We start from the raw sequence: 22,333 nt of genomic DNA on the forward strand, positions 1-22,333 counted from the left end.
GGTGAACGCTGGCCAAGAACCCTGAAGGCGAGCTTTCATTTGATTCGTTCCTGCCAATCATGTGGTCAGTCGTGACGCTAGTTCTTTCCCTGGGTCCGCTAGCGTGGCTGTCGCGCACTATCTGATCGGCTAAGCCGCCAGCGCCTCTCCAGTCAGCGTGATACGGTGCATCTCGCGCGCGAAACCCTGATAATCGTTCATCGCATAGTGCCAGGTCGTCCGGTTATCCCAGATCGCGACCGTACCCGGTGCCCACTGGACGCGGCATTGCAAGTTCGGCGACATAGCGTGGGCGAACAAATCCTGCAGTAGCGGCATGCTTTCTTCTCTACTCATGCCGACAAAATTGATCGTGAAGCCGGGATTTACATAAAGGAGCTTCCGCCCAGTACGCGGGTGGCGGACCACCACCGGATGGGTCGCACCTGTCTTTAGGTCCTGACCCCTGAGATCATCGCCCTGGTCGGTCTTGGCGTACACCCCGTCCGGGGCATATATATGGTCGGCAGTGTGAAAAGCGCTCAGCCCATCGATCTTCTTCTTTATATCCTCGGGCAGCATATCGTAGGCTGCGCCCATGTGCGCCCACAGGGTATCTCCGCCTGATGGAGGAAGTTCGCGAGCAACAAGAATCGAACCCATCGCCGGGATCTGGTCATAGGAATGATCGGTATGCCATCCGCCGCCGATGTTGGTGGTCTGGTCCTTGCGCTTGCGGACCGCTGCAATTTCGGGATGCTCATCGGTCAGCGGGAAATAATTGTTTATGTCGATCCCGCCCCACCGCTTCGCAAAGGCGATATGGTCGTCGGGGCTGAATTGCTGATCACGGAAGACCGCAACGCCGTACGTATATATAAGGTCTCGGATCGCATCGAGGGTTTCGCCCTCTGCCTGCGCCAGAGAAACCGATTTCACTTCGACCCCGCAGTGTAGCGAAAGCTTCTCCGTCTCCATCCGATCTCTCCCGATGACGCTTGCTGAATGTTAAGAATTTACCCGTGGCCGGGCAAAAGTCGAATCTTTCATTGGCGGGTACGGCTTGCCTTCGCTGGGACCCTTTGCTAGGCGCGCGCCAACCTTGCTGGGGCATCTTATTTTTGCCTATCGCCGGCTTGGAACGATAGACCTATTTTCCGATCCTTAGAGGACGAGAGACGCGTGGATATTTCCGCCGGTATTCAGGCTAGCCTGTCAGGGCGTTATGCCTCTGCCCTTTTCGATCTGGCCAGCGAGGCCGGGACCGTTACTGCGGTCGAATCGGACCTCGACAAGCTGGAAGCAGGGCTCGCCGAATCGGCAGAGCTCAAGATGCTCACCACCAATCCGCGCGTGAGCCGCGGTGAAGCTGAAAAAGCACTGTGGGGCGTCTCCGCCATCATGGGCCTTTCCGAACTGACGCAGAAGTTTCTTGGCACCGTTGCCTCGAATCGCCGCCTCGGTCAGCTCCCGGCAATCATTCGCGCCTTCCGCGCAATCGCCGCTGCACAGCGCGGCGAAGTGACCGCTGAAGTCACCAGTGCACACGCGCTGACCGACACGCAGATCGATCAGCTCAAGACCAAGCTGACCGCACGCGAAGGTCGCACAGTAAAGATTACTTCCAAGGTCGACCCCGATCTCCTCGGCGGCCTTGTCGTTACCATCGGTTCGAAACGCATTGACGGTTCGATCCGCACCCGCCTCAATACCCTCGCCCAGGCGATGAAAGCCTGATCAAAGGACGATAATCATGGATATCCGCGCCGCAGAAATCTCCAAGGTCATCAAGGACCAGATCGCTAATTTCGGCACAGAAGCCGAAGTCAGCGAAGTTGGCTCCGTGCTGTCGGTTGGTGACGGCATTGCCCGCATTCACGGCCTCGACAATGTTCAGGCCGGTGAGATGATCGAATTCTCCAACGGTGTTCAGGGCATGGCGCTGAACCTGGAAGCCGACAACGTCGGTGCAGTTATTTTCGGTTCGGACACCGACATCGGCGAAGGTGACACGGTCAAGCGTACCGGCACGATCGTGGACGTTCCCGTCGGCAAGGGTCTGCTCGGCCGCGTCGTAGACGCTCTGGGCAACCCGATCGACGGCAAGGGTCCAATCACAAACACCGAACGCAAGCGCGTTGAAGTAAAAGCGCCGGGCATCATCCCGCGCGAATCGGTTTCCGAACCAGTCCAGACCGGCCTCAAGGCCGTCGACGCTCTCGTTCCTGTTGGCCGCGGCCAGCGCGAACTGATTATCGGTGACCGCCAGACCGGTAAAACCGCTGTCGCGATCGACACCTTCATCAACCAGAAGGGCGTCAATGCAGGCGACGACGAAGGCAAGAAGCTTTACTGCGTCTATGTCGCCGTCGGCCAGAAGCGCTCGACCGTCGCGCAGATCGTCAAGCAGCTCGAAGAAAACGGCGCGATGGAATATTCCATCGTTGTTGCCGCGACCGCTTCGGAACCTGCTCCGCTGCAGTATCTTGCGCCCTACACCGGCTGCGCAATGGGCGAGTTTTTCCGCGACAACGGCATGCACGCCGTCATCGTTTACGACGACCTTTCCAAGCAGGCTGTGGCCTATCGCCAGATGTCGCTCCTGCTGCGTCGTCCTCCGGGCCGCGAAGCCTATCCGGGTGACGTGTTTTATCTCCACAGCCGCCTGCTCGAGCGTGCGGCCAAGATGAACAAGTCGGAAGGCGGCGGCTCGCTGACCGCTCTGCCGATCATCGAAACGCAGGCCGGCGACGTTTCGGCGTACATCCCGACCAACGTGATCTCGATCACCGACGGCCAGATCTTCCTCGAAACCGACCTGTTCTTCCAGGGCATCCGCCCGGCGATTAACGTTGGTCTTTCGGTTAGCCGCGTCGGCGGTGCCGCCCAGACCAAGGCGATGAAGAAGGTCTCGGGCTCGATGAAGCTCGACCTTGCACAGTACCGTGAGATGGCCGCCTTCGCGCAGTTCGGATCGGACCTCGATGCCGCAACGCAGAAGCTGCTGAACCGCGGTGCACGCCTGACCGAGCTGCTCAAGCAGCCGCAGTTCTCGCCCATGCCTTTCGAAGAACAGACTGTATCGATTTTCGCCGGTACCAACGGCTATCTCGATGCCGTTCCAGTCGACCGGGTCACCGACTACGAAGCCCAGATGCTGAGCTTCATGCGCAGCGAACACGCTGATGTACTTGGTGAAATCCGCTCGACCGGCAAGTTCGAAGACGACACCAAGAGCAAGGTCGTCGACGCGCTCAAGACCTTCGCCAAGCAGTTCGCCTGAGCCATCTGAGAAACGAATTAGGGAGCCGAAATGGCTAGCCTCAAGGAACTCAAGGATCGGATCGGGTCGGTTAAGTCGACCCAGAAGATCACCAAGGCCAAGCAGATGGTCGCAGCGGCAAAGCTGCGCCGTGCGCAGGCTGCTGCCGAAGCTGCACGCCCCTATGCCGAACGGCTGTCGGGTGTAATGGCATCGCTCGCCAGCAAGGTGAGCGGTGACAGTGCACCGTTGCTGCTGCGCGGCACCGGTTCGGACAAGCGCCACCTTTTGGTGGTCGTGAACACGGACAAGGGCCTGTGCGGCGGTTTGAACGCGAACATCGTCAAGGCCGCCAAGGCCAAGGCGCGCGAACTCATCGCTGAAGGCAAGGACGTCCACTTCTACCTCGTCGGCAAGAAAGGTCGCGCACCGATCAAGCGTGACTACGCCAACCGTATCGAGAAGTGGTTCGACACCTCGGAAGTTCGCCAGCCCGGCTTCGAAGAAGCGGAAGCTATTGCTGCCGACTTGATCGAACGCTTCGAAAATGGCGAATTCGACGTCGCTCACCTAGTGTATCCGATCTTCCAGTCGGCACTGGCGCAGGATCCAACTGTCGATCAGTTGATCCCGGTCCCCTCGCCTGAAGGCGAAGGTAGTGGCGGCGATGCTGTCGTGGAATATGAGCCGGGCGAAGAGGAAATCCTCGAAGACCTGCTTCCACGCTATTTGCGGACGCAGATTTTCGGCGCGCTGCTCGAACGCGAAGCTTCCGAACAGGGTGCGTCGATGACGGCGATGGACAACGCCACGCGCAACGCCGGCGATCTGATCCAGAAGCTGACGATCCAGTACAACCGCAGCCGCCAGGCCGCGATCACCACCGAACTCATCGAAATCATCGCGGGCGCGGAAGCGCTCTGAGAAGGACCGGATACGTGAAGAAACTCGCCCTCATCCTCCCTATCGCCTTGCTTGCAGCATGCGGCGAGGAGCCCGCGCCCGAGCCAGTACCGACTGAAACGGTCGCGCCCGAACCGGTTTCGACCCTGCCCGCGCCGGACCAGGCCCTGTTTACCGAAGTCTTTGCAGAAACCTGCGAGGGCGCAGAACCGGTCAACACGGCTGTTTGCCGCCGCGCCATGGGGGCCGATGAGGTCGCCTGCGAATTCGGTCTCGGCGAAGACACCTATTTGCGTCACGACGCCACCCTGGCAGCCAATGCGGACAATACCGGTTGGATGATCAAGGACGCCGAAGCCATTTGCGCCCAGCACGGCGCCCACCACAACTAAGACCGAGCCAGTAGGACACCCATATCATGGCCACCGCCCCCAAACTTAACCAGAGCCCCAACGGCACCATTGCCCAGGTGATCGGCGCAGTCGTCGACGTCGCCTTCCCTGGCGAACTGCCTGCGATCCTTACCGCACTTGAAACCAAGAACGGCAGCAACACGCTGGTTCTCGAGGTTGCCCAGCACCTCGGCGAAAACACCGTTCGCACGATCGCCATGGACGCGACCGAAGGTCTTACGCGCGGTCAGGAAGTGACCAACACCGGCAAGCAGATTTCTGTGCCCGTTGGTCCCAAGACACTCGGCCGCATCATGAACGTCGTCGGCGAGCCGATCGACGAACGTGGCCCGGTAGGCTCCGATCGCACCATGCCGATCCACGCGGACGCACCGCTGTTTGTTGACCAGTCGACGGACGCTGCGATTCTCGTCACCGGGATCAAGGTCATCGACCTTCTCGCACCCTATGCGCGTGGCGGTAAGATCGGCCTCTTCGGCGGTGCCGGCGTTGGCAAGACGGTTCTCATCCAGGAACTCATCAACAACATCGCAAAGGGTCACGGCGGCGTGTCCGTGTTCGCCGGTGTTGGCGAGCGTACCCGCGAAGGTAACGACCTTTATCACGAATTCCTCGACGCTGGCGTTATCGCGAAAAACGATGCCGGCGAAGCGATCTCCGAAGGTTCGAAGGTTGCTCTGGTGTTCGGACAGATGAACGAGCCTCCGGGCGCACGTGCTCGTGTTGCCCTGTCCGGTCTGACCATGGCGGAATACTTCCGCGATGAAGAAGGCCAGGACGTCCTGTTCTTCGTCGACAACATCTTCCGCTTCACGCAGGCGGGTTCGGAAGTGTCCGCACTTCTTGGCCGTATTCCTTCGGCAGTGGGTTATCAGCCGACGCTGGCTACCGACATGGGTAACCTGCAGGAACGCATCACCTCGACCACCAAGGGTTCGATTACATCGGTTCAGGCCATCTACGTTCCTGCCGATGACCTTACCGACCCTGCGCCAGCTGCATCGTTCGCCCACTTGGACGCAACGACCACGCTGAACCGCGCAATCTCCGAACTCGGCATCTATCCTGCCGTCGACCCGCTCGATTCGACCAGCCGCGTGCTGGAACCGCGCGTTGTTGGCCAGGAGCATTACGAAACTGCTCGTAAGGTTCAGGAAACGCTGCAGAAGTACAAGAGTTTGCAGGACATCATCGCAATTCTCGGCATGGACGAACTGTCGGAAGAAGATAAGCTGACTGTTGCGCGCGCTCGCAAGATTCAGAAGTTCCTCTCGCAGCCGTTCCACGTGGCCGAAGTCTTCACCTCGATCCCGGGCGTATTCGTACAGCTCGAAGACACGGTGAAGTCCTTCAAGGCTGTCGTCGAAGGCGAATACGATCACCTGCCCGAAAGCGCTTTCTACATGGTTGGCGGTATCGACCAAGCGGTCGAGAAGGCCAAGAAGATGGCGGAAGAAGACTGAGCATGGCTCTTCACTTCGAACTCGTCACGCCGGCCAAGCTGGTCCGTAGCGAGGACGTCCACATGGTGGTCGTCCCCGGCGCGGAAGGCGAATTCGGTGTGCTTGAAGGCCATGCGCCGTTCATGTCGACGATCCGTGACGGCGAAGTGCAGGTCTACAAGACCGAAGGCGCCGCGCCCGAGACGATCGAAGTGCGCGGCGGCTTTGCTGAAGTCAGCGAGACCGGTTTGACCGTGCTCGCGGAGCACGTCGAAGGCTAAGTCTTCACGGACAAGCAGAACATTCAAAAGGGCGGCCCTTCGGGTCGCCCTTTTTCGTTCGACCAACGCCGTTCCCAGCCCGCCAAACGACATTGCGCACCCTCGCCGTCAGCGGCCACACTGTCTGTATAAAACCAGAGGGACGCATTTACATGAAACTCGTATCGACACTCGCGCTTGGCGCGGCCATGGCATTTGGCATGACAACTCACACACAGGCCCAAGACGGCATTCCGGGACCCGACGAAGACCCGCACATCTGGCTGGAAGAAGCACGCAGCGATGCAGCGCTCGACTGGGTGCGCGCCGAAAACAACCGCACCATGGCGCACATGGCGCAGGACCCGCGGTATGACGAGCTTCAGGCAGAAGCGCTCGCCATCCTCGATGCGGAAGACCGCATTCCCTATGTCTCCATTCGCAAGGACGGCCTCTATAACTTCTGGCAGGACAAACAGAACCCCAAGGGCTTGCTGCGCAAGACGACGCTGGAAAGCTATCAGGGTGACGATATCGAATGGGAAACCATTCTCGATGTAGATGCGCTGGCTGCGGCAGAAGGCAAGGAATGGGTCTATAAGGGCAGCACCTGTCTTCCGCCCGACCAGCGTCTATGCATGATCGCGCTGTCGGATGGCGGCGAAGACGCAACGATCCTGCGCGAATTCGACATGGCGACCAAGCAGTTCGTCGAAGGCGGCTTCGTGATCGAGGAAAAGAGCCAGGGCGGCGTCCAATGGCTCGATGAAAATACGTTGCTCGTTGGCCGCGATTTCGGCGGCGATACCATCACTGAAAGCGAATATCCGTTCACCACTCGCCTGTGGAAGCGGGGCACCCCCTTGGCAGCAGCTGAGGAAATCTTCCGTGGCGAGCCAGGCGATGTCTGGGCCGGTGCTGGCTTGGTGCGCGATAACAAGGGCGTGGTCCACGCTCGCACCGCCAATCGAGGCATCAGCTTCCATGAAAGCCTGAACTACGTCTGGCATAATGGCGAGTGGCTGGAACTGGACATGCCCAAAAAGGCGAGCATTGGCGGCATAATCGACGGTCATCTTACCTTTTCTACCGATGTCGACTGGGCTGTCGGCGATCAGGTGTTTCCGGCTGACGCGCTAATCGCGGTTGATCTGGAAGAATGGAAGCGCGACCCGAATGGCGCGAAGAAAACCCTGGTGTGGGCGCCCGGCGATCGCCAGACCAAACAGGGCGGCGGCGCGACCGCGAATAGCGCGTATATGTCGATCCTCGACAATGTCGTCGGCAAGGTCCTTAAAATCGATTTTGAGGACGGCCAGTGGGTGACCAGCGAAGTTGCTCTTCCCGACAACGCGACATTGGGCGTGCAGACCGCATCGTCCGAGACCGACCAGATCATGTTCACTTCGACCGATTTCCTGTCCCCCAGCACGCTCTGGTACAGTGACGGCAGCGGCGATCCGCAGGTTCTCAAGACATCTCCGGAGTACTTCGATGCCACTGGCATGGAAGTCGAACAATTCGAGGCGACGAGCAAGGACGGGACGAAAGTCCCATACTTCCTGGTCAAACCGGAAGGCATGGAAATGGACGGTACCACTCCGGCCCTGCTCTATGGCTATGGAGGCTTCCAGATTTCGCAGCTTCCCAGCTACCGCTCGCTCACCGGCAAGATGTGGCTTGAAAAAGGCGGCGCGTTCATTCTCGCCAACCTGCGCGGCGGAGGCGAATTCGGACCCGGTTGGCACCAGACTGCCATGCGCGAAAACAAGCAGCGCACTTGGGATGACTTCATCGCTGTCGGCGAGGACGCAGTGAAACGCGGGATCACCAATCCGGGTCAGCTGGGCATCCAAGGAGGAAGCCAAGGTGGCCTGCTGGTTGGCACGGCCTTCACTCAGCGCCCCGACCTGTTCGACGCAGCCATCGTTGCAATCCCGCTGTTCGACATGCTTCGCTTTCACTTGATCGGCCGCGGTGCGTCCTGGGTGGGCGAATATGGCGACCCGCGCATTCCCGAGCAGCGCGAATGGATCGAGGGCTATTCGCCCTATCAGAAGATCGTCGACGGGGTGGAATACCCCGCGCCGTTCCTCTGGGCCTCGACCGCCGACGACCGGACGCATCCTGCCCATGCCCGCAAGGGAGCAGCCAAGCTCAAGGAATTGGGCCAGGACTACTGGTATTACGAAGACATGACCGGCGGCCACTCGGGGGGTGTCGACAACACCCAGCGTGCCAAGTTGCAGGCCCTGCAGATAGTCTATCTCATGCAGCGCCTGATGGACGACAACGAGAGCGAATGACCTTCAGTCTCTGAAACAAGAAAAAGGGGCGGCCTCGCGGTCGCCCCTTTTTCTTTGTGTCCCGCCTATTCGACCGGGATGATCACTTCGTTTCGCCGCAATGGCGGCGGCACCATAGGCGCATCATAGAATGCAAATTCCTCGGGTCCTGCGGGGGTCAGACCCTGCTCGGCAATCCAGTTGCGCAGTTCGATTTCTTTATTGGAAAGATCAGCGCTTGTCCCGCGGCCCGAAAAACGGATCGCTGCGACCTTGCGCGACGGGACTTCTGTCAGCGTAATATCTTCCGGCGGCGTCGGAAGGGTTTCCATTGTATATTCCGCTGGCATGACAAAGCGCGTACGCCATGAACCTGCAGTATTGTCACCATCCTGCATGACCGGCGAAGTCATGGCGATTTCGGCACCTTGGTCCTGCATCACCGGCGATGTCATGGCGATCTTTGCTTCCTGATCTTGCATGACGGGGCTGGTCATCGCGATTTCCTTGCCCGGTCGATCCTGGGCAAAGATATAGGCCGCAAGGCGGCGGAACCCGGCATTCAGAGCGGGTCGGCGATCACCGGTATGGGTGACCTCGGCGACGATCATCGGATCGTATTCGCGAAGCTGGAAATCGCCATCCTCACTTATCGTCGTGTAGGCGGGTTCATCAACCGAGTTGCGGTATTGTGCGTATGCGCCAACTGCACCGACCGAAACTACGGCAGCGCCAATAGCGGCAATTTTCCAGAACTTCATGGGGGAATTGCTCCTGTGGGTTTCCCCTTCAACGCGGCAAAGAAGCTGACCGTTCCCCGCACGATCTCAAGCCGGTTGGGCGGCGAACTTCGCCACCCTCAATCGGGCTAAGCCCTTAGTTTTTCGGATTCGCAGCCTTCTTCTTTTTCATGGTGTCGTGAAAGCGGTCAGCCCAGCCCGGTTTCACGAGCTGTTCCGCGCGCACCATGCGCATTTCACCCGCGGCCACATCGCGGCTGACCGTGCTGCCAGCAGCAACGATAGCGTCCGCACCAATTTCAACCGGAGCGACCAGCGCGCTGTTCGATCCGATGAACGCACGCGGGCCGATGACCGTCTTGTATTTGAAGTAACCGTCATAATTGCAGGTGATCGTGCCTGCACCGATGTTTGCGCCAGCTCCAATAACAGCATCGCCGAGATATGTGAGATGGCTGGCCTTGGCACCTTCGCCCAGGACTGCCTTCTTCATCTCCACGAAATTGCCGACGAAGCTGTCTTTCTCCATCACCGCGCCGGGCCTCAGGCGGGCGTATGGGCCAACCGAACAGCCTTCACCGACGGTAGCGCCTTCCAGGTGGCTAAATGCGCGAATGGTCGCTCCGCTAGCGACTTTCACGCCTGGGCCGAAGACCACGTTGGGCTCGACGGTCACGTCCGGGCCGAGTTCGGTGTCATAACTGAAGAATACCGTCTCCGGCGCGCGCAGGGTTGCCCCTTCGGCCATCCAGTGGTCGCGTTGCTCGCGCTGCCACTGGGCCTCTGCCGCAGCCAGTTCGCCGCGTGAGTTGATGCCCGCGACTTCGTTCGCGTCATCGGTCGTAACCGCGGCGCACACGCGGCCATCGGCAATCGCAATGTTCACGATGTCGGGGAGGTAGTATTCGCCTTGGGAATTCTCGTTGCCGACCCGGTCCAGCAAAGCCCAGAGATCCTCGGCCTTCGCGGCCATCAGGCCGGAATTGCACATGTGGCAGGCGCGCTCGCCTTCGTCGGCGTCCTTGAATTCCACCATCTTGGAGATGCGGCCGTCATCGTCAGCGATGACGCGGCCATAGGCCAGCGGATCTTCCGGTTCGAAAGCAAGCACGACGCAGGCAGGCGCATCTTCCGCGTGAAGCCGGTCCAGCATTGCTTCCATGGTTGCGGGACGCACAAACGGCACGTCGCCGTACATGATCAGAACGTCGCCTGAAAAATCGCCAAGTTCGCCGTGGGCCTGCTGGACGGCATGGCCCGTGCCCAGCTGCGGTTCCTGCAAGCAGGTCCGGGCACTGTCACCCAGCGCCTTTTCCAACTGATCGCGCCCTGCGCCCACCACCACAACCTTGTGATCAGGCTCGAGGCTGTCGACGCTCGCCATAAGGTGATGAAGCATCGATCGGCCCGCTATCGGGTGCAGGACCTTGTGCAAATTGCTCTTCATTCGGGTGCCCTTGCCCGCAGCAAGGATGACGGCGGCGAAGTGTCTGGTTTGGCTCATGAAGCGGCAATGCCACCAAATGCTTGCAGATTGAAGAACCATCCTGCACCGGATGGTGTCATGACGGCATTTCCCTTCCAATCCGTGGGTTTCGATCTCGACGGAACGCTTCTCGAAACCCACCGTGATCTGGGGGCAGCGGTCAACCACGCACTTGCGCTGGGCGGGTTCGATCCCGTGCCGGCTGACCACGCAAGTGACCTGATCGGCGGCGGAGCGAAGATCATGCTGAAACGTGCGGTGGACCAGCAAGGCGGGCTCCCCGACGACGAATTCAGGCGCCTCTACAAGGAAATGCTCGGCTATTACTCGCAGAACAACGCCGTTCACTCGCGCCCCTACCCCCATGCCATCGAAGTGCTCGACGCGCTGGAACAGCGGGGTGTGAAGATGGCGGTGGTCACGAACAAGTTCGAGAGTTTCGCCCGGGATATTCTGACCACGCTGGATCTGGCCCACCGATTCGAAACGATAATCGGGGGCGACACCATGGGCAAAGGCCGCGCCAAGCCCGAACCGGATTCTGTGATCGAAGCACGGTTGCGGTGCGGCGGCGGTCCGATCGCTTTCGTGGGCGACAGCTCCTATGACGTGCGCGCAGCCCGCGCTGCCAAGGTGCCGGTGGTTGCGGCAGCATATGGTTATTGCGACAAACCCCCGCACGAGCTTGGCGCAGATGCCGTGATCGAATCGCTGGCTGGCCTCATTTCCGCCCTCGAAAACCTGTAGGCGGAGAAATCCCCCTCGCCCTGCCCCTACGGCATGGCGGACCGCCGCGCATACGGTTGCAAGCACCAGGCAAAAATGCCAATCCGCGCGGCAATTGACCTTTACGTAAACGACAAAGCAGGAGCAGCCCCATGAGCATCGACTTCAAGGACAAGGTAGCCATCGTAACCGGTGCAGGCGGCGGATTGGGCCGTGAATACGCACTCGAACTGGCCCGCCGCGGCGCAAAGGTCGTCGTCAACGATCTGGGCGGATCGCGCGATGGCACAGGTCACTCCGACATGGCCCTGCAGGTCGTGGAAGAAATCGAGAAGATGGGCGGCGAAGCCATGTCGAACGGTGGCAGCGTCACCGAATACGAACAGATGGAAAAGATGGTTGCCGACGCAAAGCAGAAATGGGGCGGCGTACACATCCTCCTCAACAATGCTGGCGTGCTGCGTGACAAGACCTTCGCAAAAATGAGCCCGGAAGACTTCGAATTCGTCGTCAAGGTTCACCTGACCGGTTCGGCATTCGTTACCAAGGCTTGCTGGGAAACCTTCCGCGAGCAGGCCTATGGCCGCATCATGATGACTGCCAGTTCGACCGGCCTGTTCGGTAACTTCGGCCAGGCAAACTACGGTGCAGCGAAGCTGGGCCTTGCAGGTCTTACCAAGACGCTGGCGCTGGAAGGCGCCAAGTACAACATCAAGGTCAATACGCTGTCGCCTGTTGCCGGTACGCGCATGACTGAAGACCTCTTCCCCGAAGAAGCCTTCAAGCTGTTCGATCCGGTGAACGTGGTTCCGGCCGCGCTCTTCCTGGTCAGCGAAGATGCACCCACCAATGCCATCGTCGGCGCCGGTGCAGGCGGATATCACTCGGCCTGGACCGTCATGAACGACGCCGTATGGCTGCCCGATGGCGAGCGTACGGTCGAAGGCTTTGCCGCTAATTGGGACAAGATCAGCGAATTCTCGAACCTCAAGGCTCCGCAGAGCGGTTCCGAACAGTCCGGCGCGATTTTGACCGCGATGCAGAAAGTGACCGGCACCGGACCTGGTTCCGCTCGCGGCTGATTTACTGAATACCTGCATGTTTCCTGACGAAATATGCGTTTGAATACTTGCCCCCCTTCGCGACCTGAGCCATTTGTTTGGCCGGGTTTCGGAGGGGGTCGTTTTTCATGGATACCGGTATTGCTCGTCTGCAGACGCTTTCGCGCGTCGTCAGCCTATTTGCTGCGGTCGCAATCCTTGCAGGACTGCTGCAACTTGTTCTGCTCGGTAAAGACAGCTTCTTCCCAACTGCGCCGGTCATCGAGGTAAGCGCTGCCGACGCTAAGGCGGCCGAGGATTACGGCGACGAATATTACGACGAAGAATACCTCGATGAAGAGATCGCCTATCTCGAACGGACCGATCCCTATCGCACCAATTACTACGACGATGCCTATGTCAGCACTACCGATACGGGCATTGCCCAGCCGGTGGAGAAAACCCTCGGTGAGCGGATGCTGGACCTGATCGGCGAACCAGAAGGCATTGCGTTGATTGTCATGGTGATCGCGCTGTTCGCGTTCTTTGTTGCTGCACTTATGTGGGTGTGGCGTGCACACAGCAATATGATGCAGCACGGCATAAGACTGGCCACCACGCCGACGCGCGCAGTGGTGAACTACCTCATACCGATGCTGAACCTTGTCCTGCCGTTCGAGGCAATGCGGGAGCTCTACAATCGCAGCGAGGGAGAGCCGCAGGAACTGGCCGATGCAAGCGTGTCCGATGTCACCGCATGGTGGACCGCCGTAGCTGTCGCGCTGATGATCTTCGTATTGCTCGCGGTGAAGTATTTCATCAATTTCAACACACCCCTGACGTTCTTCACCCCGCTATGGATGGAGTTTGTAATCGTCGGATTTGCGTTGTTCCTGCTCCTCGGGTCGACCTGGCTGTTCGCAGCTCTCACCCGGAAGATCACTCACTTTCAGGCAGTATATCTCTCTGATCTTGAACCAGATTTTACGAAAGAGGCCGAAGCGCCGCGCCAGACAGTGACGATCGTAAGAAAAGCTTGAGCGTCGAGGCGTATTGACACAGCAATACACCTCACCTAGTCTCGTGGTTTAGCAAACAGGGGGGAGCCCTAAATGTACAGCCAAGAAGACCTGAACTCTGCAGTGCAGGCCGGGGCGATAAGCAATGAAGCGGCCGATGCCCTTCGTGCACATGTCGCTTCCACACGCGATGCGGTGCCTGCAGATGCCGAGCATTTTCGCCTGATCACCGGATTCAACGACATTTTCGTAACCATTGGCGTGATCATCATGCTGCTCGCCGTTGGCGCGATTGGGCAGGCTATCGCGAGCGGTATCTGGCCGATGCCGCAATGGTCCGAGGCGTCCGGCGATGCCTGGTGGGCAGAAAACCGCAGCATCAGAGCCATATCCCAAGGCATGATGTTGACGTTTGGTGCCGCCATGGTTGCAGGCACAGCTTGGCTCCTCGCCGAATTTTTCACTCGCAAACGCCGTATGGCACTGCCGAGCATCATTTTGCTCCTGGCGTTTGTCGGCGGAGTATTCGCAACCCAATTGGGCGGGATCATGGCCTGGATGGAAAGCGGTGCTGACCGCAGCGAAACTATCGGCTTCCTCTGGGCGGCGGCCGCCTTGCTGATTACCGCTGGTTTTGCGTGGCTGCACTGGCGCCGGTTCATGGTTCCGATCACCATTGCGGCAGGTACTGCGGCGCTGGCAGGAACTGCCATTGCCCTGTTACTTGCGGCTATCGGTGACAATGCCGGCAGCATGGAGACGTTACTGCTCAGCCTGGTCTTCGTGGCCGGTCTGGCGATCTTCGCCTTCGCCATGCGCTGGGACATGAGCGATCCGCAGCGCGAAACCCGGCGCAGCGATGTGGCTTTCTGGCTGCATCTTCTGGCAGCGCCCATGATCGCCCACCCGATCTTCGCCCTGATCGGCGTCACGGAAGGCGAGAATATCGGTGCAATGGCAGCAGTGTCGGTGCTGGCGGTCTATATCGCTTTCGGCGTCCTTGCGCTGGCCATCGACCGCCGCGCGCTGCTGGTATCGGCATTGGCCTATGTGCTGATCGCCCTCACCTTCCTGTTCCGCGAATTTGGAGCGGTAGAGCTCAACTTCGCCCTGACAGCGCTGGTGATCGGTTCGGCTCTGCTGACGCTGTCGGCCCTGTGGACGCCAATCCGCCGCGCTGTGGTGCAAGGTCTACCGAGCGACCTTAAAACGAGGCTTCCGGCAACCGCATGACCTCAGCGTCAAGTGACAACAAAAGGCCCGCATTTCGATGCGGGCCTTTTTTGTGCCTAGTCGTCGACGGCCTTGAGCAATCTGCGCTCGATCGGGGCCATGACACCGACCAGTTCGTGACCGCGCTTCATCACCTGCCCATGTTCACCGAACAGTGTCCACATCCCCTGCTTCCCGCGCAAAGATGGGCGCTTTTCCACCCGCACTTGCGGCCGCTCTGCAGCGCGCCGAAACGCGGCGAAACTTGCTGCATCGCGGGTGAAGTCCATCGCATAATCGCGCCATTGCCCGGCAGCGACCATTCGGCCGTACAGGTCCAATATCTGGGTGAGTTCTTCGCGGCTGAAGCCGATTTGCAGCGGCTTGCGGCCCGGAAACGCAACGACGGTGCCGCCAAGGCTACCCGTCATCAGTCGTCCGTCCCGCTACGTTTGGCAGCGACTACCTGATCCGCGCGCATCTCGGCGATTTCCGCACGGAGTGTGGCAAGTTCGTTTTCCAGCTTCTCGATGCAGTCGCGGCTTGGTTCGCACGGGTCGTCGCATGGCGTTCCGTAGGGAAGAAATTCCTTGATCCAGTCTTCCGCCGGAACCAGCGTACTGCGGGCCTTGAGACCAATCATCGTGGCGCCTTCGGGCACTTCGTCGGTGACCACCGCGTTGGCACCGATCCGAGCGCGATTACCGACTGTGATGGGACCGATGACCTGGGCACCGGATCCGATGATGACGTTATCACCGATGGTCGGATGGCGTTTTCCTGCCTTGCCATTGGTCGGATTAGTGCCCCCTAACGTAACGCACTGATAAATAGTGACGTTATCACCGATGTGAGCCGTCTCGCCAATGACCGAGAAACCGTGATCGATGAAGAAATTGCGGCCGATTTTTGCGCCGGGGTGGATGTCGATCGCGGTTACCATCCGGCTCCAGTGATTCACTAGCCGAGCAAGGAAAAAGAGTTCGGCTTCGAACAGCCAGTGGGCCATGCGGTGGTAAGCCAGCGCCCAGACGCCGGGGTAAAGCAATATCTCCCAGCGGCTGCGCGGGGCAGGATCGCGTGCTTTCACGCTATCGAGATAGGCGATGAGCCGTTCGAACATCGGTGTAATTCTCCCACCAAGGGCAATTTAAAGCAAGCGGCCCTGTTCAGGACCATCGACCGCTTCCAGCGCATCGCGCCAAATTGACATGGTGGCAGGTACCATTCGTTCAAGACTTAGACGGTCAATCTCTGCCACAATTCGTTCAATGGCAGCATAAGACCTTTCCATCCGCGGGACGAGATAGGCCGGGGCCCCTTCACCCAGCGAAAGCCCGCGCTGCACGGCATGGCTTAGCATCAACTCAGCTGCCATTGCGTCATCAGGCGGGCCGATCTTCAGCTGGAGGGCGGAACCCATGCGGCTGCGCAGGTCTGGCAATTCGATATCCCATCCGCCTTCGCTCACCGTCAGAAGAAGCGGATAGCCGTCTTCCTGCGCCCTGTTCCATGCGTGGAATATCTCGGTTTCCTCACGCTTGTCCGCATTGTCGATTGCTCCGCCATCGGTATGCGAGGCGAACCATTTGGCCACGAGCGATTTGCCAGAACGCGGGGGGCCAGTCAGGACAGCGGTCCGAAACGGCCAGCTTTTGGCAGATGACAGGGCATCGGCAACCGACTGGTTGCCGGAACCGATCACAATGCGCTCAGGTTCGCTTGATCCGGTTTGCGACAATGGAAGCGCAATTTGCGACTCGGTCATGCGAAACCTCGCCCGATCAGCGACTGATTATCAGCGCGTTGCTTCCGCGTTGGACGTTGAATCGGCGTTCGCGCAGCGCCTTCGCAAGATCGTCGATCGAACCGGCGTAGCTGATCGTCAGCACGGTCGTTCCCCCGATAGCCGTGCTGCGTACGCCGATTGCGCGTACGCCCGCAGCGCCGCGAATTCCGGCCATTGCATCGTCAAACGAAGGTGCATCGGGAGTCGCAACCTGGACGGTATAAAGCGCGACCGAACCTTCCGGCGGAGGATTGTCGATGGGTGCTGATGTGATCGTGCCGCCGCTTTCTGGCGTTGGCAGAATAGAACGCTCAGCTTCAGCGGCATCCTGCGCTTTCAGCCTGCGCCCAAGCTCCACCAATCGCGCGACGGCAGGGTTGAGATCGCCCATGCCGATGTTGAGCGTCGGGTCCGGGCGCAAGGTGCCATTCGCCAGCGCCTGCGTGAAAATCTCATCGAATCTGAGGACCGCGCGATCGAGCATTTGCGGTAATTGCTCAGGCGTCTCCGCGGTGAGCTCGAACGAATCGAGATACTGGCTGTCAGGCCCGTGCCGGGCAATAAAGCGCCCTTCCACTGGCCCGCCCGGAAAAGTGTAATGCAGTTCTGCAATCGGCACGAGCACATCTGCTGCACCGAAATCATCCAGAATATCGCGCCACCAGACACGGCTCCGGCGGCCAGTCTGGCCGTATGTCAGCAGCAGCGATTCGCCACCTGCACCGCTTGGCCGCGTGTAATTGATCCTGCTCGAACCCGACTGGTACTGCGCCCATGCGCGCTGCCACGGGTTCCGCTGCTCATAGACCATGGCGGTCCCGCCCGACATGGTAACCGGCAAGAGAAGCATCGGCGCACTGCGCTCGGCACGTCCTTCGGAGCCGAGGTAACGCGATGCGCGTGCGCGGTCGAAGACAACACCCAGCTTTGCGATGTAACGCTTGGGACCCAACCGCTCGCTCTGGACGATAATCGCAGAGACGAGTCCGGTGATCTGCGATTCGGATAGTTCTGGGCCGTCGATCTTTTCCCAGGCTTTCACCTGCGCCTCGATCCAGGCTTTGTCGCGGGCTTCAAGACCGGTATCGGCGCGTACATCCACTTCAACATCAAGGACTTCGATGTCCGTAGACGCCGTAATCGGCGCGATTCCGCGCTCTCCGCCAACCTGGGCATAGGCCAGCCAGCCGGCAGAGCCCGCAAGAGCGAGGCCGGAAGCAATCAGCGCGATACGCCTGAGGCGAGGAGGGTGAATATGATGTCGCATGGGGAAAACAGCGGGCCTTTTGCCCAATCGCTTCTGGAAATCCAAGCGCGAATGCGCAAGGGGCTACATATGAGCAGTGACAAGCAGTCTTACACCTACGAACAGGCCGGTGTTTCGATCGACGCGGGCAATGCCCTAGTCAAGGCAATTGGCCCGTTGGTCAAGGCAACCATGCGTCCTGGCACCGATGGCGAGATCGGCGGATTCGGCGGGTTCTTCGATCCCAAGGCGGCGGGCTACAAAGATCCGCTGCTTGTCGCTGGAAACGACGGCGTCGGTACGAAACTGAAGCTCGCGATCGATACGGATCGCCATGACACAGTCGGCATTGATCTTGTCGCCATGTGCGTGAACGATTTGATCGTCCAGGGCGCAGAGCCGCTGTTCTTCCTCGACTACTTCGCCACCGGCAAACTGGAAAACGGCGTAGCAGAACGCGTGATCGCTGGCATCGCCGACGGGTGCTTGCAGGCTGGCTGCGCGCTGATTGGCGGCGAAACTGCCGAAATGCCGGGCATGTACGCCCAAGGCGATTATGATCTGGCGGGTTTCTGCGTCGGCGCAGTGGAGCGCGGCGAGCAGATTACTGGTGAGCGCGTTGCGCCCGGACACATCCTGCTGGGCCTGGCGAGCTCGGGCGTGCATTCTAACGGCTTCTCGCTGGTGCGGCGCCTGGCGGCGGACAAAGGTTGGAAGCTGAATCGCCCCGCCCTGTTCGATCAGGACCGGCTCCTGATCGAGGCTTTGCTCGAACCGACGCGCATCTATGTAAAGTCGCTGCTCCCGCTGGTGCGCGATGGCCTCATCGATGCCCTCGCCCATATTACTGGGGGCGGATTGTTGGAAAATATCCCGCGCGTCTTGCCGGATGGCGCTCATGCCAATGTCGATGCCGATGGCTGGAAGCAGCCGGGGCTAATGGCTTTCCTGCAAGCGCAGGGGAATATCGAACCTGGCGAAATGGCGCGCACATTCAACTGCGGCGTCGGCATGGTCCTCGCAGTTGATCCCGCAAACGCAGAAATCGTGCGCACTCGGCTCGAAGAAGCTGGCGAGCAGGTCGTCGCAGTGGGACGCATCGAAGAAGGCGAAAAGGGCTGCACAGTCCGCGGTTCTGCCGGCACGTGGTCGGCGAGGCAGGATTGGGAGGCTGTGCATCTTGGCTGACAAAGCGAAGGTCGCGGTTTTTATTTCCGGGCGTGGCAGCAATATGGCCGCGCTTCTCTATGCCAGCTTTCATGCAGACAGCCCTTATGAGCTGTGCCTGGTCGCTTCGAACGATACGGATGCCGAGGGCCTGAAGCTCGCAGAAGCGGAAGGCATTGCAACGTACGCGCTTTCTCACAAGGGCATGGCCCGGTCGGACCATGATGCGGCGATGGAAACCGCAGCGCGCGAAGCGGGTGCCGAATATATTGTGCTTGCCGGTTACATGCGCATCCTGACCGAAGGCTTCGTGTCCAGTTGGGAAGGCCGGATGTTGAACATCCATCCATCGCTATTGCCGAAATATCCGGGCCTCGACACTCACGCACGGGCAATCGAGGCTGGAGACAGCCATGGCGGCGCTTCTGTCCATCTCGTGACTGCGGAACTGGATGCGGGCGAAGTCCTGGGCGCACTGCCTGTCGCCATTAGGCCCGGCGAAACTGCTGACAGCCTTGCTGAACGCGTAAGGTTTGCTGAACACCAGCTCTATCCAAAGATATTGGCAGACTATGTATCGCGCGACGGTGACGCGGATTTCCTGCTTGGCAAGGTTCGCAATCTGGCCCTCGCCCTTCCCGAAACGCATGAGCGAGAAAGTCACGGTTCGCCGGGTTGGCGGGTGGGAAGCGAGAAATCCGGCAAATATTTCGCCCATTTCAACGATCAGCACCACGGATCGGAACATGTCGCCGTGCTGGTCAAGACAAGCAGCATGGATGAATTGCTTGGACTGGTGGAGACCCAACCGGAAGTCTATTTCAAACCCGCCTATTACGGGGCCAGCGGATGGATCGGCTTGATCCTCAACCGGCCCGGTCTGGACTGGGACAATGTGGCAGAATGGCTGGAAAGAAGCTGGCGCTCGGTTGCTCCGAAACGGCTGACACAGCTTGCCAGTGCGGCGGAAGAATTTTGATGAGGCGGCTGACGCCCTATTTGTTCTTCCTGCTTGCCGCAGCCGGCCTGCTCATGGTCGCGATCCAGGGTGACGCAGGCTTCGAGGATGAAGTCGATCCGCTTCAGGCAATTTTGGTGATCGGAGGCGTGTTTATCGGCGCCCATGCGCTGCGCCACATCATGATCCGTGTGCTGGAAAACCGACAGGAAGACGATTAGGCGGCGTGAGCGCGCCTTGTCGCGGCGAAACGCGGTAAAGTCATTTCACCATTCGCACGGGTTACTTCGATCCGGCAGATGTGCAGCCCGTCGAACAGGAAGCGCCACATGGTTGGCGACTGGATCTGCGAATTCGTCGCAGAGAACGAACCGCGCACGAGAACCTCGTCGCGATTTGGATCAATGGATTCGAGGGTCAAATGCGGATCGCCGGCTGCAGCGTAGAATGCCTTGAGTTCAGCCAGCATATTATCCCGGCCTGAAATTTCACTGCCGCCTTGGTCAGCCATGGTGAAGTCAGGCGTTAGAAGCGCGGCAAGCGCGGTCCAATCCTTACTGTTCAGCGCGTCGGCAACACCCCTAACGGCGCGCATGTGGCGGCGCCGATGTCTGGTGGAGGGTAGAATCGCTGAAAACATGACGGGCACGAACCTAACAGAATTCGTGCCCGCCACCTAATCTATTAGAAAATCGAGATAAATTCCCGTTTTTCTTTAACAAATGTTACGTTTTATCCGACGATCTCGTCTTCGCTGAAGAAGAACGCGATTTCGTTGGCCGCATTTTCTTCGCTGTCTGAACCATGCACCGAGTTGGCTTCGATCGATTCGGCATAGGTCTTGCGGATGGTGCCTTCTTCGGCATCTGCCGGGTTGGTGGCACCCATGACGTCGCGGTTGCGCTTCACAGCGTCTTCGCCTTCGAGGACCTGGACAACAACCGGGCCGCTGGTCATGAAGTCACACAGTTCGCCGTAGAACGGACGTTCCTTGTGGACTTCGTAAAAGCCTTCAGCCTGTTCGCGGGTAAGGTGGATGCGCTTGGAAGCGACGACGCGAAGGCCGGCTTCTTCAAGCATCTTGGTAACTGCGCCGGTCAGGTTGCGGCGCGTGGCATCGGGCTTGATGATCGAAAAGGTGCGGGTAGCCGCCATGATAAAGTTCCTTGCGAAATGGCTTATTATTTGGGGAGAAAGTTCTCGCGCGCGCCCCTAGCGCCGGAGGGCCTCGCGGGCAAGCTTTCTAGCCAAGGCCGGCGGTTACCGTCAGTTCGCCGCCACTGCCAACTTCGGCAGGTTCTACCCTGAGCGAAAACGTATTTTCGCCGCCGGTATGCTCGCCCGCGATTACGATGCCCTGCTTGCCCGGGATATCGGCAGTGAGGCGGAAATCTTGCGCGCTGGCGAGATCGCGGAAAAACTCCGCGACCGCTTCCGGGGCAAGCGAGCATTCGAATTGAAGCACAACCAGTTGGCCTCCCTGTCGCTCCACCCGAGTAACACTCGTTACTTTGGAATCCGGCGGCAGCACAAAGGGCGGCGGCAAAACGGGATCGACCGAGCTACCCGCCCGCATCGTGGTCGTTGCACCCGCAGCATCGGTCAGCGTGGCGCTTACCTCTCCGGTTTCAGGATCGACGGAGTAGCTACCGATCGGTTCAGCAGCGGCGTCCGGCTCACTTGCGGCCCTCTCGCTCGCTGCTCCGCAAGCGGTCAAAAGCAGACAGGCTGCGATAATGCTGAGTGATTGTTGCCCCATGCCCGTCCGACGGGTGAAAGGCATTGCGGTTCCTCAAGAATTAGCGGCCTTCGCGCCAGCCGCCCTCGGGTGTCTGCTTGAAGATGCGATTATCGATGTCGTCGCGGGCCGCCAGAAGCTTCCACTGTGTACGTGCTGCATCAGTCGCAGTTTCGCCGAACAGCAGCATGGCACGTCCGAACCGGGTCGCATCTTCCCGCCATACGCCATCGGCAAGAATTGCCATCGACGCTTCGTTGGGGGCGTCACAAGTCTCGGATAGCAAGATCGGCTGGCGCGCAGCGTGGGGACTGTCAGCGGGACCATTGGCCAGAAAAATCGCACCCTGCCGCGCCCACAGCGCCTCGCCCAGCCGCTCACGCATTGCGGCATCGGAAGCTACCACGACCAGCCGCTCGCCAGCCTGCATGACCTTGCCGGCCAGCTTGACCACGGTCACATCGACCGGGTCGCGGCTAAGCTGATAGAAGTCCACCCTGGTCATTCGTCGCTACTACCCTTGTTTCGCCGGCAACGCTCCGAACAATAGCGCACGTTATCCCAGTCGCGCTCCCATTTCTTGCGCCACGAAAAAGGGAGGCCGCAGGTCTCGCAGACCTTGGACGGCAAATCCCCTTTCCGGCGCATCTTGGGAATGGCGAAACTCC

At 59.5% G+C, this 22,333-nt stretch carries 26 protein-coding genes; 14 read left to right on the forward strand and 12 right to left on the reverse strand.

Annotated features, from left to right (window positions below; genetic code table 11):
- Positions 1–129: 129 nt before the first annotated feature.
- A complete protein-coding gene (locus K3166_RS08445) occupies positions 130–957 on the reverse strand; it encodes a TauD/TfdA dioxygenase family protein (RefSeq protein WP_221421832.1) in 828 nt (275 codons plus the stop codon).
- A 204-nt stretch (positions 958–1,161) separates the two neighbouring features.
- Between K3166_RS08445 and K3166_RS08450 the strand changes: the two genes are divergently transcribed.
- From K3166_RS08450 to K3166_RS08480, 7 genes are all read left to right on the forward strand, one after another.
- Positions 1,162–1,716: a F0F1 ATP synthase subunit delta gene (locus K3166_RS08450; protein WP_221421833.1), complete on the forward strand. Its 555-nt coding sequence runs from the start codon at positions 1,162–1,164 to the stop codon at positions 1,714–1,716.
- 16 nt (positions 1,717–1,732) lie between these two features.
- The gene (gene atpA, locus K3166_RS08455) at positions 1,733–3,262 is read left to right on the forward strand and encodes a F0F1 ATP synthase subunit alpha (protein WP_221421834.1); all 1,530 of its coding nucleotides are present in this window, start codon (positions 1,733–1,735) and stop codon (positions 3,260–3,262) included.
- 30 nt (positions 3,263–3,292) lie between these two features.
- Complete coding sequence (locus K3166_RS08460; RefSeq protein ID WP_221421835.1) at positions 3,293–4,165, forward strand: F0F1 ATP synthase subunit gamma; 873 nt, start codon at positions 3,293–3,295, stop codon at positions 4,163–4,165.
- A gap of 14 nt (positions 4,166–4,179) precedes the next feature.
- Entirely contained in the window at positions 4,180–4,536 is a 357-nt protein-coding gene (locus K3166_RS08465) for a hypothetical protein (protein ID WP_247714585.1), read from the forward strand.
- A gap of 26 nt (positions 4,537–4,562) precedes the next feature.
- Positions 4,563–6,020 (forward strand): F0F1 ATP synthase subunit beta, encoded by a 1,458-nt coding sequence (gene atpD / locus K3166_RS08470; RefSeq protein ID WP_221421836.1) that lies wholly within the window; start codon positions 4,563–4,565, stop codon positions 6,018–6,020.
- A gap of 2 nt (positions 6,021–6,022) precedes the next feature.
- On the forward strand, positions 6,023–6,280 hold the full coding sequence (locus K3166_RS08475) for an ATP synthase F1 subunit epsilon (protein WP_221421837.1): 258 nt from the start codon (positions 6,023–6,025) through the stop codon (positions 6,278–6,280).
- A gap of 152 nt (positions 6,281–6,432) precedes the next feature.
- The gene (locus K3166_RS08480) at positions 6,433–8,565 is read left to right on the forward strand and encodes a prolyl oligopeptidase family serine peptidase (RefSeq protein ID WP_221421838.1); all 2,133 of its coding nucleotides are present in this window, start codon (positions 6,433–6,435) and stop codon (positions 8,563–8,565) included.
- Between the two features lie 65 nt (positions 8,566–8,630).
- Here the strand turns inward: K3166_RS08480 and K3166_RS08485 are convergent, their stop codons facing one another.
- Together K3166_RS08485 and glmU are read right to left on the reverse strand one after the other, a co-directional pair.
- On the reverse strand, positions 8,631–9,305 hold the full coding sequence (locus K3166_RS08485) for an SOUL family heme-binding protein (protein WP_221421839.1): 675 nt from the start codon (positions 9,303–9,305) through the stop codon (positions 8,631–8,633).
- A gap of 115 nt (positions 9,306–9,420) precedes the next feature.
- Positions 9,421–10,788 carry a bifunctional UDP-N-acetylglucosamine diphosphorylase/glucosamine-1-phosphate N-acetyltransferase GlmU gene (gene glmU / locus K3166_RS08490; protein WP_221421840.1) on the reverse strand — a complete coding sequence of 456 codons (1,368 nt, stop codon included), beginning with the start codon at positions 10,786–10,788 and terminating at the stop codon, positions 9,421–9,423.
- 60 nt (positions 10,789–10,848) lie between these two features.
- Here glmU and K3166_RS08495 point away from each other — a divergent pair, with 60 nt between their 5' ends.
- The 4 genes from K3166_RS08495 (at position 10,849) to K3166_RS08510 (ending at position 14,788) form a co-directional block, all read left to right on the forward strand.
- Positions 10,849–11,517 carry an HAD-IA family hydrolase gene (locus K3166_RS08495; protein ID WP_221421841.1) on the forward strand — a complete coding sequence of 223 codons (669 nt, stop codon included), beginning with the start codon at positions 10,849–10,851 and terminating at the stop codon, positions 11,515–11,517.
- A gap of 131 nt (positions 11,518–11,648) precedes the next feature.
- Positions 11,649–12,578 carry an SDR family NAD(P)-dependent oxidoreductase gene (locus tag K3166_RS08500; protein WP_221421842.1) on the forward strand — a complete coding sequence of 310 codons (930 nt, stop codon included), beginning with the start codon at positions 11,649–11,651 and terminating at the stop codon, positions 12,576–12,578.
- Between the two features lie 107 nt (positions 12,579–12,685).
- Complete coding sequence (locus tag K3166_RS08505) at positions 12,686–13,576, forward strand: DUF4328 domain-containing protein (RefSeq protein ID WP_221421843.1); 891 nt, start codon at positions 12,686–12,688, stop codon at positions 13,574–13,576.
- A 72-nt stretch (positions 13,577–13,648) separates the two neighbouring features.
- A complete protein-coding gene (locus K3166_RS08510) occupies positions 13,649–14,788 on the forward strand; it encodes a hypothetical protein (RefSeq protein WP_221421844.1) in 1,140 nt (379 codons plus the stop codon).
- A 56-nt stretch (positions 14,789–14,844) separates the two neighbouring features.
- Here the strand turns inward: K3166_RS08510 and K3166_RS08515 are convergent, their stop codons facing one another.
- From K3166_RS08515 to K3166_RS08530, 4 genes are read right to left on the reverse strand one after another with little or no spacing between them, the layout of a single operon-like run.
- A complete protein-coding gene (locus tag K3166_RS08515; RefSeq protein WP_221421845.1) occupies positions 14,845–15,198 on the reverse strand; it encodes a DUF2794 domain-containing protein in 354 nt (117 codons plus the stop codon).
- Positions 15,198–15,890 carry a serine O-acetyltransferase EpsC gene (gene epsC / locus K3166_RS08520; protein WP_221421846.1) on the reverse strand — a complete coding sequence of 231 codons (693 nt, stop codon included), beginning with the start codon at positions 15,888–15,890 and terminating at the stop codon, positions 15,198–15,200. Before epsC ends, K3166_RS08515 begins: the two co-directional genes overlap by 1 nt.
- A gap of 27 nt (positions 15,891–15,917) precedes the next feature.
- Entirely contained in the window at positions 15,918–16,535 is a 618-nt protein-coding gene (locus K3166_RS08525) for a P-loop NTPase family protein (protein WP_221421847.1), read from the reverse strand.
- 16 nt (positions 16,536–16,551) lie between these two features.
- Positions 16,552–17,823 carry a heavy-metal-associated domain-containing protein gene (locus K3166_RS08530; RefSeq protein WP_221421848.1) on the reverse strand — a complete coding sequence of 424 codons (1,272 nt, stop codon included), beginning with the start codon at positions 17,821–17,823 and terminating at the stop codon, positions 16,552–16,554.
- 69 nt (positions 17,824–17,892) lie between these two features.
- Here K3166_RS08530 and purM point away from each other — a divergent pair, with 69 nt between their 5' ends.
- Genes purM through K3166_RS08545 form a run of 3 tightly spaced genes read left to right on the forward strand, consistent with a single transcriptional unit; the run spans position 17,893 to position 20,148 of the window.
- On the forward strand, positions 17,893–18,990 hold the full coding sequence (purM, locus tag K3166_RS08535; protein WP_221421849.1) for a phosphoribosylformylglycinamidine cyclo-ligase: 1,098 nt from the start codon (positions 17,893–17,895) through the stop codon (positions 18,988–18,990).
- A complete protein-coding gene (purN, locus tag K3166_RS08540; protein WP_221421850.1) occupies positions 18,983–19,948 on the forward strand; it encodes a phosphoribosylglycinamide formyltransferase in 966 nt (321 codons plus the stop codon). Before purM ends, purN begins: the two co-directional genes overlap by 8 nt.
- Complete coding sequence (locus tag K3166_RS08545) at positions 19,948–20,148, forward strand: hypothetical protein (RefSeq protein ID WP_221421851.1); 201 nt, start codon at positions 19,948–19,950, stop codon at positions 20,146–20,148. Before purN ends, K3166_RS08545 begins: the two co-directional genes overlap by 1 nt.
- Here the strand turns inward: K3166_RS08545 and K3166_RS08550 are convergent.
- From K3166_RS08550 to K3166_RS08570, 5 genes are all read right to left on the reverse strand, one after another.
- Positions 20,145–20,522, reverse strand: a complete 378-nt coding sequence (locus tag K3166_RS08550; RefSeq protein ID WP_221421852.1) for a nuclear transport factor 2 family protein — start codon at positions 20,520–20,522, stop codon at positions 20,145–20,147. The two genes, K3166_RS08545 and K3166_RS08550, sit on opposite strands and share 4 nt — an antisense overlap.
- Positions 20,523–20,659: 137 nt before the next feature.
- Positions 20,660–21,082, reverse strand: coding sequence for a nucleoside-diphosphate kinase (gene ndk, locus K3166_RS08555; protein WP_221421853.1), 423 nt, complete (start codon positions 21,080–21,082; stop codon positions 20,660–20,662).
- 88 nt (positions 21,083–21,170) lie between these two features.
- Positions 21,171–21,710: a hypothetical protein gene (locus K3166_RS08560; protein WP_221421854.1), complete on the reverse strand. Its 540-nt coding sequence runs from the start codon at positions 21,708–21,710 to the stop codon at positions 21,171–21,173.
- Positions 21,711–21,726: 16 nt separating this feature from the next.
- Positions 21,727–22,170 (reverse strand): DNA polymerase III subunit chi, encoded by a 444-nt coding sequence (locus K3166_RS08565; RefSeq protein ID WP_221421855.1) that lies wholly within the window; start codon positions 22,168–22,170, stop codon positions 21,727–21,729.
- Entirely contained in the window at positions 22,167–22,313 is a 147-nt protein-coding gene (locus tag K3166_RS08570) for a DUF2256 domain-containing protein (protein WP_425594558.1), read from the reverse strand. Before K3166_RS08570 ends, K3166_RS08565 begins: the two co-directional genes overlap by 4 nt.
- Positions 22,314–22,333 lie beyond the last annotated feature (20 nt).

This window comes from Qipengyuania psychrotolerans (assembly GCF_019711355.1).
Lineage (GTDB): Bacteria > Pseudomonadota > Alphaproteobacteria > Sphingomonadales > Sphingomonadaceae > Qipengyuania > Qipengyuania psychrotolerans.

Excerpts from the sequence above, each read along its gene's own strand:
- K3166_RS08485 (WP_221421839.1), bottom strand. The coding sequence starts at position 9,305 with ATGAAGTTCTGGAAAATTGCCGCTATTGGCGCTGCCGTAGTTTCGGTC.
- K3166_RS08570 (WP_425594558.1), bottom strand. The coding sequence starts at position 22,313 with ATGCGCCGGAAAGGGGATTTGCCGTCCAAGGTCTGCGAGACCTGCGGC.
- K3166_RS08480 (WP_221421838.1), top strand. The coding sequence starts at position 6,433 with ATGAAACTCGTATCGACACTCGCGCTTGGCGCGGCCATGGCATTTGGC.
- K3166_RS08445 (WP_221421832.1), bottom strand. The coding sequence starts at position 957 with ATGGAGACGGAGAAGCTTTCGCTACACTGCGGGGTCGAAGTGAAATCG.
- K3166_RS08530 (WP_221421848.1), bottom strand. The coding sequence starts at position 17,823 with ATGCGACATCATATTCACCCTCCTCGCCTCAGGCGTATCGCGCTGATT.
- K3166_RS08460 (WP_221421835.1), top strand. The coding sequence starts at position 3,293 with ATGGCTAGCCTCAAGGAACTCAAGGATCGGATCGGGTCGGTTAAGTCG.
- K3166_RS08500 (WP_221421842.1), top strand. The coding sequence starts at position 11,649 with ATGAGCATCGACTTCAAGGACAAGGTAGCCATCGTAACCGGTGCAGGC.
- glmU (WP_221421840.1), bottom strand. The coding sequence starts at position 10,788 with ATGAGCCAAACCAGACACTTCGCCGCCGTCATCCTTGCTGCGGGCAAG.
- K3166_RS08565 (WP_221421855.1), bottom strand. The coding sequence starts at position 22,170 with ATGACCAGGGTGGACTTCTATCAGCTTAGCCGCGACCCGGTCGATGTG.
- K3166_RS08545 (WP_221421851.1), top strand. The coding sequence starts at position 19,948 with ATGAGGCGGCTGACGCCCTATTTGTTCTTCCTGCTTGCCGCAGCCGGC.
- epsC (WP_221421846.1), bottom strand. The coding sequence starts at position 15,890 with ATGTTCGAACGGCTCATCGCCTATCTCGATAGCGTGAAAGCACGCGAT.
- K3166_RS08515 (WP_221421845.1), bottom strand. The coding sequence starts at position 15,198 with ATGACGGGTAGCCTTGGCGGCACCGTCGTTGCGTTTCCGGGCCGCAAG.
- K3166_RS08550 (WP_221421852.1), bottom strand. The coding sequence starts at position 20,522 with ATGCGCGCCGTTAGGGGTGTTGCCGACGCGCTGAACAGTAAGGATTGG.
- K3166_RS08525 (WP_221421847.1), bottom strand. The coding sequence starts at position 16,535 with ATGACCGAGTCGCAAATTGCGCTTCCATTGTCGCAAACCGGATCAAGC.
- purM (WP_221421849.1), top strand. The coding sequence starts at position 17,893 with ATGAGCAGTGACAAGCAGTCTTACACCTACGAACAGGCCGGTGTTTCG.
- atpD (WP_221421836.1), top strand. The coding sequence starts at position 4,563 with ATGGCCACCGCCCCCAAACTTAACCAGAGCCCCAACGGCACCATTGCC.
- ndk (WP_221421853.1), bottom strand. The coding sequence starts at position 21,082 with ATGGCGGCTACCCGCACCTTTTCGATCATCAAGCCCGATGCCACGCGC.
- K3166_RS08510 (WP_221421844.1), top strand. The coding sequence starts at position 13,649 with ATGTACAGCCAAGAAGACCTGAACTCTGCAGTGCAGGCCGGGGCGATA.
- K3166_RS08475 (WP_221421837.1), top strand. The coding sequence starts at position 6,023 with ATGGCTCTTCACTTCGAACTCGTCACGCCGGCCAAGCTGGTCCGTAGC.
- K3166_RS08560 (WP_221421854.1), bottom strand. The coding sequence starts at position 21,710 with ATGCCTTTCACCCGTCGGACGGGCATGGGGCAACAATCACTCAGCATT.
- K3166_RS08505 (WP_221421843.1), top strand. The coding sequence starts at position 12,686 with ATGGATACCGGTATTGCTCGTCTGCAGACGCTTTCGCGCGTCGTCAGC.
- atpA (WP_221421834.1), top strand. The coding sequence starts at position 1,733 with ATGGATATCCGCGCCGCAGAAATCTCCAAGGTCATCAAGGACCAGATC.
- K3166_RS08495 (WP_221421841.1), top strand. The coding sequence starts at position 10,849 with ATGACGGCATTTCCCTTCCAATCCGTGGGTTTCGATCTCGACGGAACG.